This is a genomic window from Sodaliphilus sp. (genome assembly GCF_045598405.1).
Taxonomy (GTDB): Bacteria; Bacteroidota; Bacteroidia; order Bacteroidales; family Muribaculaceae; genus Sodaliphilus; species Sodaliphilus limicaballi.
This window is the reverse complement of sequence record NZ_JAZLLZ010000018.1, coordinates 1-17,772: the sequence shown is the minus strand read 5'-3', so window position 1 is coordinate 17,772 and position 17,772 is coordinate 1. Positions and strand designations below refer to the sequence as shown.

The window sequence follows — 17,772 nt, the reverse complement described above, 5'->3', positions numbered from 1 at the left end:
AACCACCAAGCACAAAAATGTGCCTGGCTACCTTCTTTTTGCCCAAGCTCACGCAAAAAACGGCAAAAACAACGCCAAATGGCGTAAAAAACGTTAAATTACACTCAATTTATTTGGATTTCAACATAGAAGGCACAGAGGCCACAGAGATAAATAATTGAATTAACCACAGATTAAACAGATTTTTCTCTCCCACGGAGTATTGGATTAGGGGTGTATGCCTAAAATGATGAAGGAAAGAAAAAACAGAAATAAACCGCTGTGCATTTTTATGTAACATGAGGATGTTGATGAAGAAAAATTTTTTGTTAATTTTTAGTTGATTTCAAGCGAAGCGCATTTTCTCTTAGGTTGTATTTAGGTGGTGGCGCTGCGCTTGAAATACACTGAAAATAAGCTGAAAATATAAAATCTGATTTTCTGCGAAGCGGTGTTTTTTGGTTTTTCGAGCAAGCAATCCCGCAGTGTGATGATTGTTGCGGGATTGGGCGTTGAAAACTTGTTCTCATAAGGCCGCAACAACCATCAGTGGCTCGTAGAGACACATTGCTCGCAAAACGGTTTTTATTGTTTTTTTATTTATAGACCCTTACTATAGGAAAAATCAAATACTAATTTTTCAATTACTTATAATAGAAAGCACAGATGCCACAGAGAGAAAAAACAAAAACGGAGGTCATAAGCTGGCCTCCGTTAGTATTAAAGTTATAAGTAGTGATTACTTGGTGGTTTTCTTTTTGTTAGCTGTTTTCTTGGGGGCAGCTTTTTTGGTTGCGGTTTTCTTTGTTTCTTTCTTGGGGGCGGGGGTTGTCTCGTCCTTGAAGTCGCCTGTGAGGTCTTTCACGATGTTGTTGCGCATGAGCTCTACCTCGCGATGCAGTGCTTGAATCTCTTTCTCTTGATTCTTGATGGTGAGCAGCAAAGCGTTAAGTTCCTCATTGTCGATGTCGGCAGGATACTGAGCCTCAACGCGAATCATGAAGTCGCTCAGCACGTTCATGTAGTTGGTGAACGCAGTGTAGGGTGAATCGTAGGGACTGTAGTGTGAGTGCACATTGCCATCGCTGTTGTGCTTGGTGCTCATGTAGAAGAAGTGGTCACTAGCCTGCAGGTAGTTCCAGTCTTGCTTGATGCGCTTGTCCTGGCACAGTCTCACACGCTCACCTATCGAATAGAGTTTCTTCACCGCCTCTTGCTGCAATGTGTTGCCGAGCCATGCGCTTGTGTCGCGGGCCTCGTCGGCCCAAGAGATGGGAGAGGGTACACTCATTTCGCTCACGGGTTTCAATTTAGAAATCACCTCGCTGGGCGACCAGAACTGAACATTACGTTCGGCGGCAAACTGTGGCAACGCTTTCATGAATTCAAAGATACCGCTTTGCTGTGGTTGAAGTTCGCCGAATGTTTCATAGTTCATGAACAGGTTCACTAGCTGTTCCTCTTGCGGAAGCGATGCAATCCAGTCGATATATTTGTCGGCAGTGAGGGGATAGCTAGCCCACTCGCTGTTGCTGAAGCGGAATGAAATGTCATCGCTCAGTTTGGAGTTTTTGAGAAGCAGTTTCAGCTTGGGCGCTGATGCAGCATTGTAGAGGTAATTGGGTGATTTCCAACCCAGGATGTGTTTAGCACCGTCGGTAATAGCACCCTTGAATCCCATGGATGCTACCATTGCCGCGATGTCGTCGCTATAAATCAACTCGGTGTTGCGGAATACCTTGGGCTTCTGGCCGAAGAGTTGGTAAATCTTCTCGTCGTGGGCTTTGACTTGTGCCACGAACTCTTCAACGTCTTCAAGAGCCGAGAGTGAGTGGGCATAGGTCTCGCTCAGGAATTCCACGCAGCCTGTTGCCGCAAGTTCTTTCATAGAATCAATGAACTCGGGGACATATTGCTCAAGCTGCTCAAGCGCGGTACCGCTGATTGAGAATGCAACTTTGAATTTCTTGCCGTTGGCCTTGATGATGTCGAGCAACATCTCGTTGGCAGGCAGGTAAGACTTGTGGGCAATGCGAGTGATGATGTCATCATTGGCAAAGTCATCATAGTAATAATGGTCGTTACCTATGTCAAAGAACCTGTAGTTCTTCAAACGGAACGGCTGATGTATCTGGAAATAAAAACAAATTGCTGTCATGATTGCTTTGTTTTAATTGTTTTACGTCTAGTTAATTAGTGAATGAGGCGTTTGTAGATGTCGATGACCTTGGCACCGGCTTTCTTCCATCTTATTTGGTCCACCTCGGCAAGGCCGTGTTCCCTCAGTTCCTTATACATTGCGGGATAGGTGATGATGGAATAGATAGCGTCGGCTATTGCATTGGTGTCCCAGTAGTCAACTTTGATTACGTTGTCGAGGATTTCGGCACATCCGCTCTGTTTAGAAATGATAGACGGAACTCCCATTTGCATTGCCTCAAGCGGGGAGATGCCGAAAGGCTCGCTCACCGATGGCATGATATACACATCGCTGGCCTTGAGCATCTCATACACTTGCTTGCCCTTGAGGAAGCCTGCGAAGTGGAAACGCTCTGAAATGCCGCGCCGAGCAGCAAGCCTGATCATCTTTTCCATCATGTCGCCACCGCCAGCCATCACAAACTGCACGTTGTGAACCTTTTGCAATACCTGTGCTGCTGCCTCGACAAAGTACTCGGGTCCCTTCTGCATGGTGATGCGGCCCAGGAAGGTCACTACCTTGTCGTGCTTTGGGGGAACCGTCACGTCGAGCAGTTCCTGGCTGAGGGGTTCAACGGCATTGTGCACTGTTGTCACCTTGTCGGGGCTGATGCCGTATTTCTCAATTACGGTGCGACGTGTGAGGTTGCTCACCGTGATGATGTGGTCGGCGTTGTTCATGCCGTCTTTCTCTATTGCAAACACCGTGGGGTTGACATTGCCACGGCTGCGGTCAAAGTCGGTTGCATGAACATGAATCACAAACGGCTTGCCAGTAACCTGCTTGGCATGGATGCCAGCGGGGTAGGTGAGCCAGTCGTGAGAATGGATCACGTCGAAATCGACTGTGCGTGCTATGACACCTGCCACGATTGAGTAGTTGTTGATTTCTTCAAGCAGGTTGTCGGGGTAGCGGCCAGAGAATTCGATACATCCCAAGTCATTAGTGTTCATATAGTTGAAGTCGCCATAGATGTGGTCGCGCAAGTTGTAATATAGCTGCGGGTCCATCACATGGCCTATGCGTGACTGAACATGGTCCCAGTTCACGTCGCGCCATGCCACGGGCGTGGTGTTTGCTCCTATTATCTGTGCAAAGTCCTTGGGCTCGTCGCCCCAGGGCTTGGGAATGACAAATGTGATGTCAAGATCTCCGTTCTCAACCATACCTTTAGTCAAACCAAAGCTTGCTGTTCCCAGACCTCCCAGGATGTGGGGAGGAAATTCCCATCCAAACATTAAAGCTTTCATAACGTATTCAGAGATTTATTCATCAATAATTTTAAGGTTCTTGAAAATGCGCAGGATGCGCACTACGCCAGCCACGTTGGGGGCATAACTAACGGCGCCGCGGCCTATGAAGGGCGGGTTGCCGTCATAGAGTTCGCTCAAAGTGCCTATGCAGCCCTCTTTCATCTCGTCCTCAAAACCTATGAGCATTCTCTCGATGAATGGCAGACCGTTGATGCCGAACACTTTGATATAGGTGTTGGCATAGAATCCCATGAGCCACGGTCTTGCTGAACCAGTGAAGTAGGCCCTTTGCCTTTCCTCAGGATTACCTAGGTACCAGGGGTTGTAGCCGTAGCTGTTGGGGCTGAGTGTGCGCAGACCCTTGGGAGTGAGCAACTCACGAGTGACCACATCGAGCACGCTCTTGCGCTGGCGGCGATTGAGCGGAGAGTAGTCAAGACCTGCGGCAATGATCATGTTGGGTCTAACGCTGAGATCGGTGTAAGTTCCTGAAACGTAGTCATAGAGATAGCCATAGTCGTTGAGGAATGTCTCCACAAATGCTTCTTGAACCTTGTCGGCTATTACACGCCATTGCTCAACTTGCACGGTGCTATCTTTGTCATATTCAAAGATTTCGATAGCGCATTTCAGTGCGTTGTACCACAATCCGTTGTGCTCAACGAGGAAACCTGTGCGAGGAATTTGGGGTGTTCCGTCGGGGTGAGTAGCGTCCATCCACGACATGGGACTCTTGGTGCCGTCAACGCTCACGAGCCCGTTGGCCTCTACTTTGATATATGGGTGCTTGCCTTCGATGATAAAGGAAAGCAATTCCTTGATGAGCTGTCCATAACGCTCGCGGCAGATGTCATTAGACTGGTCGTGGCTGTAGCGTTGTAGTCCCCATATGATCCACAGCGGGACGTCGGGCTGGTCAAGTCCGTCAAGGTGCTTGTCGCGCTCACCGGTCTTCATCCACTGCATTATAGCATGCTGTGCTGTGTCCATGATAGCCTCATAGTCGGGGCGATGGTGCACGCTGAGCGTGCAACCAGGCAGGGCGATGAACTGGTCGCGAGCCCTGATTTTGAACCACGGGTATCCTGCAAGCAGATAATTGCCGTCGGCATTGCTGATGTAGAACTGCTTTGCGCTGTTCTTCATGCAGTTGTAGAAACTAGTGCGAGGTGTGCGGGGCTTGATTTCGTCTTCATACATCTTGGCAAGGCTGCGTGTGCTCACAGGCTCAATGCCGGCCGAGAAGATGATACTCTCGCCTTTCTTTATGTCAAGTTCAAAGTAACCGGGAACATAGAGGTCTTCAGAGTAGGGGATACCTCTTTCCTGGTCTTTGACATATTCAATGTTTTTATACCAGTGGGGGTCGTGAACATACTTGGGTTTGTGGTTGAACTGCATGTAAAGCGTGGGGTATCCTTCATACATGCACATCGAAACACCATTTTTCGTTTCCTCGTAGGCTTGGCTAGCAACACTGTTCTCGATGCACAGGTCATTAGCGTTGCGGAAGGCTAGGAACGGACGGAACTGGAGCGTGGTGCGAGAGTGCGCGTCAACGAGTGTGTACCTGATGAGGATGCGGTTCTCGTGAGTGATGAATATCTTTTCCTTCTTGAGAATCACGCCACCCACACGATAGGTTGTTGTGGGGACCCTTTCGCAGTCATACTCGCGGATGTACTTGTGTCCATTGGGACTATAACAGTTGCCGCTATACTTGTGAAGCCCCAAGTTGAAAGGCGCTCCGTGCTGGATTACTGTCTCGTCGAGTGAAGACAAAAGCACGTGGTTGTTGTCGTCGATCGACGGAACGGGAATCACGAGCAATCCGTGCTGCTTGCGCGTGTTGCAACCAACAAGGGTGGTACAGTGATAAGCGCCCGACTGGTTAGTGCGCAGCATTTCCTTGGGCAGAGACTGCTCAAGGTTGATCATCTGGCTTTTATCGAACTTTAAGTAACTCATTGCTAGAGTTTTTTAGGTTATTAGTTATTGTGTTTAAAGCTATTTTGAATTAGTGTATGTAAATACAACATTCAAAGTTACTGTTTTTTTCTTGATTAGGCAAGTTTTTGGGGCCTAAAATATAGATTTGGTGGTTCATAGTGTATTGAGATTCAAGGCGGCTGTGAATCTCGTTTCTGCGCTGCCACCGCATGTGATTACATGGCAATGGGACTCGCGCATGTCTCCCAAAAACACGCGAATCAAAATATTAATATATCACAAATATGTTGCTGAAAATATCAGAGAGATCTTTTGTGATGGCGCAAGAGGACTTTGAGTCCGTCCTTAACGCACTTGAAGTCAAGTTTCTTGGGCATGATGCATGGGTCGCCGTCGATGTGTGTGATGCCGGGACACTGTCGCTCTACGACCACATGGCGTCCGCGGTAGAAGTGCACGTGCCGGTCTTGTTCCAGTTTGTTGGTGAGCATGCGCACGCCCAGTATGGGGCCGTCAAAGATGTTAAAATTACGCACCACGGTGACGTCGATCAATCCGTCGCTGATTGATGCCCTGGGGGCAATGATGGCATTGTTGCCATACTGTGCTGCGTTGCAGCATGTCACGATGTGAGCATTCTCGTTGATTTCCTTGCCATCGACCGTGATTTTGAATTGCTCGCCGTGATAATCAAAGAATGCGGTAACAGCGGTTCTGAGATATGTCTTCATTCCTCTGCTGCCTGCCTTGGCAAACTTGTGGCTGATCATGGCGTCGAGCCCCACGCCGCTGGTGCAGAAAAACGGGCGTCCGTTCACGGTGCAATAGTCTATTTCCTCGGTATATCCGTCGTTGATGATTTCAAGGGCTTTTTTCGCGTTAGAAGGTATGTGCAGGTGTCGTGCAAGTCCGTTGCCCGATCCTGTGGGAACAAAGCCTAGTGCAGTGGGCGTGTTGATAAGCGCCGATGCCACCTCATTGATGGTGCCGTCGCCGCCTATTGCTACAACAGCAAAGTATCCTTGCTGCGCTGCTTCGCTGGCCAGTGCTGTTGCATGTCCTGGATATTCGGTGTAGCGTGTGGTTATATCCCATTTGCTTTTGTCAAGGGTTTCCTCTATCAGGCCTGGTAAATCTGCTTTGTTGCCGGTGCCTGATATGGGGTTGATGATGACGAAAAGCTTGTTGCTTATTCCCATACTTTAATTTTTAGACTGCGAATTTACAAAAAATATTTGAAATTACTGGTGTGTTTCACTCTTTTTAAGTCTTTCAGAAGAAATCCTGTATATAAATATTACTCAACTTTAGCATATGGAACCATCTGAATTTCACCTATTTGCTCCGATTAGCGTCCTACTGGACGCATCTGGTTGTTGATACCATACCCCCACCGCCACTTCGAATGTTGGCAAAGGTTCGCTATCCGCGGCACCGGCTTCGCCGACTTACCGCTGCTCACTTTGCCGAGCTCGCTTCGCTCGGTTCGGTGGTGGAGGTTATTCAGGTATTGTCCTGCCGGACAATAAATTAGCAATATTTATTATCAAATGCTAAAGTTGAATAAATCAGTGTTATCAGTGAGATCTGCGCGGGGGCATTACCCAAAATACCATTGCTGAATAGTTTCTTTTCACAGGAAATAGTAAGGCGATTTTGGGATAAAAAAATAATGACCTGTCACTCATGGGAGTTGCCTGGTCACATCATTCTAAACTTGCCGGATGCGCATCTATAACCTGAATGCAATGGGAAGCACGCATCTCACAGGCACTGCGGTGTTGCCTATGCGTCCGGCTTTCCACTTGGGCATCTCGCTGATTACGCGTATTGCCTCACGGTTGAGAGACTCATCGCCGGCTCCCCTTATCACCCGCACGTTGCTCACGCGCCCATCAGCGCCCACGATGAAGCTGCACAACACGCGGCCAGTGATCTTGCGCTGGTAAGCATGATAAGGATACTCTCTTGTCTCGTTGATGAAATTTATCAGTCCATGCTCCCCACCGGGAAACTGCGGCTGCACATCTACGTAATCAAACTCATACACCTCGACCATGGCCGCCTTAGCACGCGCATAGGGGTCAACAGTGGTCACGTGACGCACCTGCCCCACGGCATTCACCGCGGCCAGAAGCGATACTATGAACACAAGGTCAAGACGTAAAGTTTTAATCATTAGTTAATCTTTTATTATTTAAGCAAATAGCCATTTCGTCGTTTCCCTGGCTGCCATTAACAGACCCATTCCAGAAACTTTTCACACTGCAAATATAGGAATGAATTTACAATTGTCAATAGTTTTTAGTTTGATTTTGTAAATGATTAATAATGTTTCAATTATTTTTACAAAATGACCATGAGATTGAAAAAAAATGTAAAAGCATATAATATAACGCCCTAACTATTCGTTATAAATATGTTTTAATGCATTAAAAACAATGAAAACAAGGACAATAATGATGGCTCTTGCCGTCACGGTTGCCGCCTGTGCTACTGCCCAGGACGGTACCACATCATATAACTTCTTAAAAATCACCCCGTCGTCGCACGCCTACGCGCTAGGCGGCAACAACATCACCGTGATTGATGATGACATCAACCTGGTGGAGCAGAATCCTGCGCTGCTGGGTCCCGAATATGACCACCAGGTGGGCATCAACTACATGCATTACCTGGGCGGGAGCAACTTCATGGGCGCACGTTATGGCCAGGGCATCAACGATCACAGTGCTTGGGCAGCCGGAATCCAGTATTACGGCTACGGGTCGTTTGAAGGATATGACATCGCGGGCACACACACTGGTTCTTTCAGCGCCAACGACATGGCCATCAGCGCCACCTATACCCACGACATCAGCGAGTACTGGCGAGGCGGTATCACAGCAAAGTTTATCCACAGCAAGTATGAGGACTACTCGGCTGCTGCTCTGGGCGTTGACCTGGGTGTGAATTACTACAATCCCAATCACGAACTATCATTCTCGCTGGTAGCCAAGAACTTGGGCGGCCAGTTGAAGAAATTTGCCGAAACACGCGACAATCTCCCCTGGGACATCCAGATGGGTGTGTCAAAGCAATTCTCCGGCACCCCGTTCCGCGTGTCACTCACCCTCAACAACTTGCGCCGGTGGAAATTGCCTTACTACCAGCCACAAGACAAGAACTCCACATCCAGCCCGCTGGTGCTGAAAGACTCATTTGGCAGCAACCTGTTGCGACACATGGTGTTCGGTGTTGAGTTCCTGCCCAACGACAAGCTCTACGTGGGCATCGGTTACAACTACAAGACCCGCACCGACATGTCGTCCTACCAGCGCAGCATCCTCTCGGGTTTCTCGGCAGGTGCCGGTCTCAAAGTCAAAGCCTTCGGCATAGGGTTCGCCCTTGCCCAGCCCCACAACGGCGTCACAACATTCATGTTCAACCTCAACACCAGCATAGGCGAGCTGATGAGATAAATGCGTTGCGAAATAATCAACGCAGCTAGTAATCTCACGCAGATGACGCAGATTGAAATTTACAGAAATTAAAATAATTAGAATAATTAAATATTTATACAACCTGTTTAGACAGAGCGATAATAAGAATTTATTTTAATTTCTGGAAGTTTTGGTGGATAAATTCATTCCATCCAAATGCACTGTTTGGTACCATTGACGAATTTTACCTAATCAACTTATAACAGTTATGAAACGTTATATACTACTGATCGCGACGATGGTTGCAGCCTGGGGCGTCATGCCGGCAGCAACAGTGAGTGAGAGTGAAGCGGCGGCTATCGCACGCCAGTTCATGCAACGCAACAGTGCGATGAAAGCACCAGGAACCAGCGCAAGCGTGCGTCTGGAACTTGCCCACACGGCCATAGACAAGCATGGCAATGTGGACTACTATGCCTTCAACCGCGCTAACACCGACGGATTTATCCTTGTCACTGGTGATGACAACCTCATTCCCGTGCTTGGTTACACCGAGAGCGGACGTTTTGACATCGCTACTATGCCCGACAACATGCAGTGGTGGCTCGGCGAGTGCCAGCGCGAGATTGAATACCTCAAGCAACATCCCGACCAGGCCCGCAAAGCCCCCGCAGCAGGCAAGAGCGTGCGTCCATTGCTCACATGCAACTGGAACCAGAGCGCGCCCTACAACAATAACTGCCCCGTGTATAACGGCTCGCGATGCGTGACCGGCTGTGTGGCAACCGCAACGGCACAAATCATGTATTACCACAAGTGGCCCAAGCGGGGACAAGGTTCACACTCCTATTCTTGCAACCTCGATGGCAGCGGCAGTTACGTCACCTTGAGTGCCAACTTCGGCCAATCGACCTATGACTGGGCCAACATGCTCGACAACTATGGCAGCAGCAGCCCGTCGGTGGCGAATGCCGCTGTGGCAAAGCTCATGAGCGACGTGGGCATCTCGGTAGAAATGGGTTATGGCATGTCAAGCGGAGCCTCCAGCCCCGACGTGGCAACAGCCCTTACCACCTACTTTGATTATGACAAGAGCATCAGGGTTCTGAATCGCAACGCATATAGTATTGAGGTGTGGGAAGACATGATTCGCACCGAGCTCAACGACAAGCGTCCTGTATATTATTCGGGCCATGCTTCTAGCGGCGGACACGCATTTGTGTGCGACGGATATGACACCGAAGGATATTTCCACTTCAACTGGGGTTGGGGCGGTATGTCTAACGGCTATTTTATTCTTTCAATGCTCAATCCTCGCGAGCAAGGTATTGGCTCATTTGAAGGAGGTTACAACAGTTCTCAACTCATTATCACCCGCATCATGCCCAACGAGGGCGGCGAACCCATCGTGGAGCCGCTGCGTGGCGTTTGCACAATTAAAGCAACCGACACATCAGTGAGCGTGGGCAGTGTGACAGGTATCAACGTTTCAGAAATAACTATGCTTGGCACAAAAGACTGGAACACTCTCTATTGGGGTATTTGCGTCACAACACCAGATGAAGCTAACCCCACGATAGTAGAGTATCCTCAAAGCTGGGCCGACGCATCTTCAATCTCGATTGGAGGCTCTTATGGCTTTCGTGGAGCATTAACCTTCACGCCATCAACCAGTTTGAGTCCCGGCAAGTATCACTTGCGTTATCTGTGGTACAAGGACGAAGAAGTAATTGACCTCTTTGGCGGCTCGATACCCAGTGATTACATCATCGAGATGGAAATCAAGGATGGCAAGGCTTATTTCAACAACCTTTTTGACCCATCAGCCCTTACGGCAACCACCGAGATAAATGGCAATACTATTTATAGCGGTTTGCAATTCTGCGTAAAAACCACTGTCACAAACTCGGGTAGTGAATTCTATGGCGACGTCACTCTTTCTCTGGAACAGAACAATGTGGTCAAGTTGCAGTCAAGTGTGTTCAAGATTGCAGTAGCACAAGGCAAGTCGTTCTCATTCGAGACCAATCTCACTGCCGATGTGCCTGCGGGCGATTATGACCTTGTGGTGCGCGACGCCGACAATAACATTTTGGGATCTACACCCGTCAAGGTTGTAGATGGCGGAGGCCAGTTCAACTTGCAGATGATGACCGACCTCACTCCGCAATCAAGCGAAATGCCTGCCAACGATGTCAACGCTAGCGTCACCATACGCAACACAGGAGGCGTCTTTGCTGGACAACTCGAGATGTATATCATCTATGAAAGCAATGGGTCTTACTATATAGGGCAAACCGTAAAATCAAGCAATGTAGTGATTCCCACTAACGGCAGTGCTGTTGTTAACTTCCATGGCGAGTTTGCCGGGGCAGTAGGCACAAGTTATTATCTTGCCATGCAGAATCCCCACACCACCAGCACAAGCCCGTGGGGATACTGGATTGAATTTAGAGTGTGTGAACCCAAGGTGGATCCCGAATATAAGGAGGGCGACGTTAATGGCGACGGAGAAGTTGACATCACCGACATCAATGCCATTGTAGCATTGCTCTTGGGCCAAGGAAACGAAGAGCACAAAGCTCGTGCCGACGTCAACAGCGATGGCGATGTTGACATCACCGACGTCAACACGCTGGTCAAGATGCAACTGGGCAACTAAAACAAACACCTTCCAACTAACTAAAACCACCCGATGCAAAGGCCTTTGCTCCGGGTGGTTTTAGTTAGCAGAAACGCTATATCATTCGCCTATCTGTGAGAGGAGATAGCGGCACTTGTCGGGGTTGCCTAGGGTCTTGCCCTTGTCGCACGAGAGTTTCACGCAGTCGTGCCACTCGCGCAGTTCGGTGATGCGCATCTTGGTGAGTTTCACCACGATGTTCATGGGCTTGACATCGGTGATGTCGCATGTGAGGTGGGTTCCTATGCCGTAGCTGTCCTGCATGCGTCCCGCCGTGAACTTGTGCAACTCGATGGCGCGGTCAATGTTCAGGCCGTTGCTATACACCACCTGCTTGGTTGCAGGGTTGATGCCTAGCGACTCATACTTGGCAATAATCTTCTCCAGCTGTTCCTCTTCCTTGCCGCTATCGACGCGCAATCCTTTGTACATCATCGCCATGCGCTTGCTCAAGTTGTTGAAGAACACCTTGTCGCCGCAGCAGTCATAGAGGAAGATGCCGTTGTCGCCGTCATAGACGTCGCTGAACTTGCGCATCACGTTGAAGTTGCACTCAAACAGTCCGCTCACGTTTTCCTCAAACTCGATGAGCTGATGGCTCATGGTGCCTATGGGCGTGATGCCGTGCTTCATAGCAAAATACACGTTGCTGGTGCCGGGGAAAGCGCCAGTCCACTTGTGGAACTCGCCTGCCTCGTCGGTCCAGCCGCCTTGCTTACTCACTTCCTTGAACACACGCACCACCATGTCCTGATGGTCAAACGAGAAGCGTCGTCGCGAGCCGAAGTCGCTGATGACGAGCCCGTTCTTGAGTGCGCGCTCGGCCTTGGCACGTGTGCGGTCTTCCTCGAGTTTCGCGTCATAGTGCTCCATGTCGCCCAGCAGGATGTGCATGAGTTCGCTGATGCATTGCAACAGCACCATTTCCCACACTATGGTTGAGAACCACTTGCCGCGGATGAGGATATTAAGGTGTCCCTCCTCGTCCTGGGAGATGTTGACCTCGCTGGGGTTGAAGCGGAAACCACGCAGATAGGTGAAAAACCACTCGGGCAGGAAGTACATCTTCTCGCGCATGAAGTTCACCTCCTCGTGGGTGATAGTCACGGCTGGCATATACTCGATTTGCTCTTGCAGCAATGCCGCAAAACCCTCGGGATACTTCGTGTGGTTACGGTCAAAGAATGTGTATTCCACCTCGGCACGAGGGTACTTCTGCAAGATGTAATACATACAGCTATATGTGTATGCATCATTGTCGGTGAAATGGGTTACGATTTGTTTCATATAGGTCACAGGTTATTTCTTGATTTGAGACTTGTCGAGCACTACATACACAGTGTCAACCACACGTCCATGTCCCTCGACTTCGTCCTGGCGTGACGAGTGTGCAAAGTCCTTGTCGAGCACGATGACGTCATCCACAAAGTAATCGGTCTCGCCTCGATTGCTGCACACGTTCTTGCCACCCCACACGGCATGGTACTTGAGTTTCACTTTCCAGCCCTCGATTTGAGCCTGGTGAATGATGTTGACGAGCGAATCCTGGTCGTGATTGTCGTTGTCGAATGAGAAATAGAACGGATCCCCGCTATTGCCCATTCCCGTCTGGGTGAGGAACAGACTGCCTTCCCACGACTCCCAGATCACGCCTTTTTTAGTAAACTCCATCACGGTGCCCACTTTCTCGCCCACCGAGTAGTCTTCCTTGCAACTAGTGGCACCCCAGGCTATTGCAGCCATCAGCGCTGTATATATGATTTTTTTCATCTCTATTTATTGATTTTTTGCTATTGTTGTCCGGCAAAAAAAGAAAATATTTTTTTTTTGATTTTTATGCTTCGCTTAGAAAATAGCTTGCCCAAGCCCCGGTTATACCAAAGTGTCGTAACTGGCAGTGTTTGGAGAAGTTAGTACAACTCTCGCAACTTTAACCGGACAGTAATAATTTTTTGCATCATCTTAAAATATATCGCCAGCAATACGCAGTTGTATCACAGGAAAAGCCTTAAGCGACGAGAACACGCCTAGGAAACTCGACTGCGAGTCGCCCGATGAGATTGTCTTCTCATGGTTGAGGCGGAACTTAGGTGTGCCCCAGAACATGAATCCGGCATCCATCATCACGCTGCAACGATTGGTGCGGCCCAAGCAACGGCCCATGCCTATGCCCATGTATGGGCGCACAGGATTGATTCTCATCTCGGCATCCACGTTGCCATTCTTGTCGGCGGTGAGCAGGTAGTCGCCAAACTGGATACCCACTGGCGAATACTTTGTGCCGAACAGGCGGTTATAGTCCTCAACATATTCGTTTGCCCTGTTGAGGAACTTGAACGAGCCCGGAGTCTTGTTATACACGCCGAGCATAGTGTTGTTGCCCACAAACACTCCAGCCGAGAAGTGGAATGTTGAGTGCTTGAACGGATAAATGTCGGCAATGATGTGAGCATTCACCAGCCTGGGGTTGATGAGCACAGCGGCATCGGTGTTGCGCAGGCTCTCTTCAATATCCTTATCTATGATTTTCATGCCGGTGAGCACATTGGCAAGCGTGGTGGGTGCATTAAAGTTGATTTCGCCTATGCGCAGTATCGACACACCAGCGCGCAGCGACACCAGTTTGGTGCAAGGCATTGCCACGTCAATTCCATAACCAGTAGTACCCAAAGTACCACCTAGCGACAGATGGTTGAACATTCCCTCATCGGTGTTGCGCTCGGCATGAGACACCAGCGGCATGAGACATGCTATTATTATCAACAATATGGTTCTATATATCTTCATACCTTCTATTTTATTTAAAATTTGACTCAATAAGCAAGTTTATCATCGACTGGCTGCAAGGCTTGTTGCCGTAGAGATAGAGCGACGTGTAGGGCGTGCCGCCGTTGACTATCACGTGCACGTTGTCATAGCACGAGAAGTCCATAGCCACAATGCCCACAGTGCCAGTATTAAACAGCAGGTTCTCGATTACCCGCGGGTGAACCACCTGGGCATTCTCGACATATCCCTGTGCCGAGGGGAAGGTGTAGGCCGAGCAGTGGTTTACTATCCACGTGTTGTCGTCGGGCACCGAGGTCACAGTGCGTGCGTCGTCGAGCATCTTGAGCACCGCAGCCACTTTGGTGTCCTGGCGTTGCTTAGTGGTCACCTTGTAGTAGTCTTGCACCCACAGCGTGGACTTGACCGATGAGTCGTAGCAAGACTCTATCGAGCGGCTGCGCTCCTGGTCGTAATAGACATTCTCGTCCACATCGGGGTCCTCGTCGGGCCACGGGCACTTGGCACCCACCAGTCCATCGACCGACACACGGTTGAAGAACAGCACCTTGCCTCTCATCTCCCCTACCCGCAAGTCGGGTTTCCAGTCGGCAAACAAGTCGTCATACTTGCTCTTCGCCATGAGTTCCAGCATCATGGGCACCCACGAGATTTGGTCCTCCATGCCGTTGTCGTGCTGAATTTTGACTATGCAGAACTCGCCCGGATGGGTCTTGAGGAAGCCCGAGATAATGTCGAGCGCGCGTTCAAAGGTTATATCTAACTCGCTCATGCCGTGAGTGCAACGCAGCACACGGGCGTGGGCCACCGTATCGACCGACACGATGGGACGTATGTCGAAGAACCTCACGCCATGCTGGAGCTGCTGTTCGAGGGTCGATACCTGCGACAATGCAGTGACGTTGAACATACACTTGAGCACAGGATCATAGAAGCCCATGCCCGTGAGAGCGTCGTGCGTGCCGGGAATACTCAACTTGCACACTTTGGTGTTATCATCAAGCTTTGCCATCCAGTTAGACACATCTATCGACGTGGGATGCTCCACTTGGTCAACAAACCCCTCGGTAAACTTAAACGGAGTCGTAATCACGGGATTGGTCGGATCCTTTGACTTGTCATCGCACGAGGTCAGCATTAACACCAGCAATGCTGCCGCGGCAATCAATGTACTTTTAAAATTTTTCATTCTTATTTTAGTTTTTATACTGTCGGTATGGATATGCCATCAAGCTGGCGGTAAAGGTTGAGCGCATAGACATCGGTCATTGCGCTTATGTGGTCGAGCACAGCCTGTATTTTCTCATATAGCGAACTAGCGCGCACGTCATATTGCTGGGGGAACTTGTTGAGCAGCAGCTGCGAGTAGTTGCGCTCGGGGTGCATCACCGCATCGATGAGCTTCTCCAGCAGCAGGTTGATGATGCGGTTACCCGCCAGGTCCACGTCAACCACATAACCAGCCCTGTAAAGCTTATCAAACGCCACCTGGCTGCACTGCTTGTAGCCCTCGGCGGCAAGCGGCGAGATGCTGTCGATGAGCGAGCCCTCGAAGCGTCCTTCCAGTATCTCCTGCTCGTGGGCAACAAATGTGGCAGCACACTCCTGCACCAGCAGCCCCACGGCGCTCGAGCGCAGATAAGCGATCTTCTCGTTGGGGTCGGCAACATGGCTCATCACCTCACACATGTGCTTGCGACGGTCTTCTTCAAAGAACGACAGCATGAGCGACATGGTCTCCTCTGTTTCGAGAATCTTGAGCTTGTGTCCGTCCTCGATGTCCATGATCTGGTAGCAGATATCGTCGGCAGCCTCCACAAGATATACCAGCGGATGGCGGCAGTAACGCTCCTCGCCCAGCTTGATCATGCCCAGCTCGGTTGCTATGCGTTCAAACTGCTCTTTCTCACTGCAGAAAAACCCGAACTTGCCTTTTTTGCCCGCCTGCGACGACGAGTAGGGATATTTCACTATCGATGCCAGCGTGCTATAAGTCATCGCAAAACCGCCAGGTCGTCGTCCGTTGAACTGGTGCACCAGCGTGCGGAAGCTATTGGCATTGCCCTCAAAGTGTATCAAGTCGTTCCACTGCTCGGCAGTGAGCTGTTCACGCAGAGCCAAGCCACGACCCTCGCTGAAGTAAGCCCCAATGGTCTTCTCGCCCGAGTGACCAAACGGAGGATTGCCCAGGTCATGCGCCAAGCACGCCGCAGCAACTATCTCTCCCAGGTCGCGCAGCTTGTCGCACCACGGCTCGCCAGCATAACGCTCACGCAGCTGCAACGCCACCTCACCAGCCAGCGACTTGCCCACGCACGACACCTCAAGGCTATGGGTCAATCGGTTGTGCACAAAGATGCTGCCAGGCAAGGGAAACACCTGTGTCTTGTTCTGCAAGCGGCGAAACGGCGACGAGAACACCAGGCGGTCATAGTCGCGTTCAAAATCACTGCGCACTCCGCCCTTTGTATCATGATAATGCTCAAGCCCCAGTCGCTTATCGCTAATGAGTTTATCCCAATTCATCATACACTTCATACTTTTTAAACTGCAAATATAACTAAAAAACGCGGATTACGCGATAAATACCCTAGGAAAAAACTAAATGAACACTTGAAAAATTATCCGTTTGCGACTTCCCCCGCAGAATATTGGTTCAGGTTGTGGAACTCCCCGCGCGGATCTTACTGATAACACTGATTTAATAATAACTGAAAGAAATTAAAATAATTAGAATAATTTCTTATTCAGATAAATCAGAGCAATCTGTAGGGCACAGAGATTTTTTTACTGAAAGAAATTATTCGAAATTAGAAGAAATTGTTTATCTCCCACAAAGTATTGGATTAGGGGTTTATGCCTAAAATGAGGGGGAAAGACAAAAATAACATCTTGTAGGAATATAACTGCTAGCACTTTTGTGTAACATGAGGATGTTGACAAAGAATATTTTTTTGTTAATTTTTAGTTGATTTCAAGCGAAGCGCCTTTTCTCTTGGGTTGTATTTAGGTGGTGGCGCTGCGCTTGAAATGCACTGAAAATAAACTAAAAATAATTTAAGATTCGGATGTTGTCAAATATCGCCTAGCGTAGGTAAGTCGCGTACTTTCAGCACGCTTTCACTTAAAATTTCTTCTAATTTCGGATAATTTCTTTCAGTTAATATTAAATCAGCGGGGATATTACCCCAAAATACCATAGTTATTCTAATTTCTAGCAATCGTGTCGGTGGTTTCGGGAAATTTTTTTATCTTTGCGGCAAGAATCATGAAAACGGTGCTTCACATACTGGTTATTGCATTCATGGCGTGCTTCGTGGCGGCTTGCGGCGGTCACGCCGACCGTGCTTCGCTCGTCGCCATCGACTCGCTCATCCTCCAGGCCCCCGACAGTGCCTGCGGGATGCTCGCGGCATACCCCGCCGACTCGCTCACCACCGACGATGACCGCGCCTACCACGCACTGCTCACCACCATCGCCGACTACAAGGCCTACCG

General features: G+C 49.4%; 12 protein-coding genes and 1 pseudogene. 3 read left to right on the top strand and 10 right to left on the bottom strand.

Going from position 1 to position 17,772, the window contains the following annotated elements:
* Positions 1–718: 718 nt before the first annotated feature.
* From ACKI3C_RS01980 to ACKI3C_RS01960, 5 genes are all read right to left on the bottom strand, one after another.
* Positions 719–2,137 (bottom strand): glycoside hydrolase family 57 protein, encoded by a 1,419-nt coding sequence (locus tag ACKI3C_RS01980; RefSeq protein ID WP_407401512.1) that lies wholly within the window; start codon positions 2,135–2,137, stop codon positions 719–721.
* Positions 2,138–2,172: 35 nt separating this feature from the next.
* Entirely contained in the window at positions 2,173–3,429 is a 1,257-nt protein-coding gene (locus ACKI3C_RS01975; protein WP_407401510.1) for a glycosyltransferase family 4 protein, read from the bottom strand.
* Between the two features lie 15 nt (positions 3,430–3,444).
* The gene (locus ACKI3C_RS01970) at positions 3,445–5,400 is read right to left on the bottom strand and encodes a glycogen debranching enzyme N-terminal domain-containing protein (RefSeq protein WP_407401508.1); all 1,956 of its coding nucleotides are present in this window, start codon (positions 5,398–5,400) and stop codon (positions 3,445–3,447) included.
* Between the two features lie 281 nt (positions 5,401–5,681).
* Entirely contained in the window at positions 5,682–6,581 is a 900-nt protein-coding gene (locus ACKI3C_RS01965) for a diacylglycerol/lipid kinase family protein (protein ID WP_407401506.1), read from the bottom strand.
* A gap of 533 nt (positions 6,582–7,114) precedes the next feature.
* Positions 7,115–7,561 carry an energy transducer TonB gene (locus tag ACKI3C_RS01960; protein ID WP_407401505.1) on the bottom strand — a complete coding sequence of 149 codons (447 nt, stop codon included), beginning with the start codon at positions 7,559–7,561 and terminating at the stop codon, positions 7,115–7,117.
* 262 nt (positions 7,562–7,823) lie between these two features.
* Between ACKI3C_RS01960 and porQ the strand changes: the two genes are divergently transcribed.
* A complete protein-coding gene (gene porQ, locus ACKI3C_RS01955) occupies positions 7,824–8,843 on the top strand; it encodes a type IX secretion system protein PorQ (RefSeq protein WP_407401503.1) in 1,020 nt (339 codons plus the stop codon).
* A gap of 229 nt (positions 8,844–9,072) precedes the next feature.
* Complete coding sequence (locus ACKI3C_RS01950) at positions 9,073–11,466, top strand: C10 family peptidase (RefSeq protein ID WP_407401501.1); 2,394 nt, start codon at positions 9,073–9,075, stop codon at positions 11,464–11,466.
* 81 nt (positions 11,467–11,547) lie between these two features.
* Here ACKI3C_RS01950 and pncB read toward each other — a convergent pair whose 3' ends face one another.
* The 5 genes from pncB to ACKI3C_RS01925 all read right to left on the bottom strand — a co-directional run bounded on the left by pncB (position 11,548) and on the right by ACKI3C_RS01925 (position 16,803).
* Positions 11,548–12,774, bottom strand: a complete 1,227-nt coding sequence (gene pncB, locus ACKI3C_RS01945; protein ID WP_407401499.1) for a nicotinate phosphoribosyltransferase — start codon at positions 12,772–12,774, stop codon at positions 11,548–11,550.
* 12 nt (positions 12,775–12,786) lie between these two features.
* Entirely contained in the window at positions 12,787–13,257 is a 471-nt protein-coding gene (locus tag ACKI3C_RS01940; protein ID WP_407401497.1) for a hypothetical protein, read from the bottom strand.
* 192 nt (positions 13,258–13,449) lie between these two features.
* Positions 13,450–14,274: a hypothetical protein gene (locus tag ACKI3C_RS01935; RefSeq protein ID WP_407401495.1), complete on the bottom strand. Its 825-nt coding sequence runs from the start codon at positions 14,272–14,274 to the stop codon at positions 13,450–13,452.
* Positions 14,275–14,284: 10 nt separating this feature from the next.
* Positions 14,285–15,463: a phosphatidylinositol-specific phospholipase C domain-containing protein gene (locus tag ACKI3C_RS01930; RefSeq protein ID WP_407401493.1), complete on the bottom strand. Its 1,179-nt coding sequence runs from the start codon at positions 15,461–15,463 to the stop codon at positions 14,285–14,287.
* Positions 15,464–15,477: 14 nt separating this feature from the next.
* Positions 15,478–16,803 carry a deoxyguanosinetriphosphate triphosphohydrolase gene (locus tag ACKI3C_RS01925; RefSeq protein ID WP_407401514.1) on the bottom strand — a complete coding sequence of 442 codons (1,326 nt, stop codon included), beginning with the start codon at positions 16,801–16,803 and terminating at the stop codon, positions 15,478–15,480.
* A 739-nt stretch (positions 16,804–17,542) separates the two neighbouring features.
* Between ACKI3C_RS01925 and ACKI3C_RS01920 the strand changes: the two are divergent.
* Positions 17,543–17,772: pseudogene (locus ACKI3C_RS01920) on the top strand (hypothetical protein); the annotation flags it as partial.

Bases quoted from the DNA above. Each gene is read 5' to 3' on its own strand.
- ACKI3C_RS01950 (WP_407401501.1), top strand. From the start codon at position 9,073: ATGAAACGTTATATACTACTGATCGCGACGATGGTTGCAGCCTGGGGC.
- ACKI3C_RS01975 (WP_407401510.1), bottom strand. From the start codon at position 3,429: ATGAAAGCTTTAATGTTTGGATGGGAATTTCCTCCCCACATCCTGGGA.
- porQ (WP_407401503.1), top strand. From the start codon at position 7,824: ATGAAAACAAGGACAATAATGATGGCTCTTGCCGTCACGGTTGCCGCC.
- ACKI3C_RS01930 (WP_407401493.1), bottom strand. From the start codon at position 15,463: ATGAAAAATTTTAAAAGTACATTGATTGCCGCGGCAGCATTGCTGGTG.
- pncB (WP_407401499.1), bottom strand. From the start codon at position 12,774: ATGAAACAAATCGTAACCCATTTCACCGACAATGATGCATACACATAT.
- ACKI3C_RS01980 (WP_407401512.1), bottom strand. From the start codon at position 2,137: ATGACAGCAATTTGTTTTTATTTCCAGATACATCAGCCGTTCCGTTTG.
- ACKI3C_RS01960 (WP_407401505.1), bottom strand. From the start codon at position 7,561: ATGATTAAAACTTTACGTCTTGACCTTGTGTTCATAGTATCGCTTCTG.
- ACKI3C_RS01935 (WP_407401495.1), bottom strand. From the start codon at position 14,274: ATGAAGATATATAGAACCATATTGTTGATAATAATAGCATGTCTCATG.
- ACKI3C_RS01940 (WP_407401497.1), bottom strand. From the start codon at position 13,257: ATGAAAAAAATCATATATACAGCGCTGATGGCTGCAATAGCCTGGGGT.
- ACKI3C_RS01970 (WP_407401508.1), bottom strand. From the start codon at position 5,400: ATGAGTTACTTAAAGTTCGATAAAAGCCAGATGATCAACCTTGAGCAG.
- ACKI3C_RS01965 (WP_407401506.1), bottom strand. From the start codon at position 6,581: ATGGGAATAAGCAACAAGCTTTTCGTCATCATCAACCCCATATCAGGC.
- ACKI3C_RS01925 (WP_407401514.1), bottom strand. From the start codon at position 16,803: ATGATGAATTGGGATAAACTCATTAGCGATAAGCGACTGGGGCTTGAG.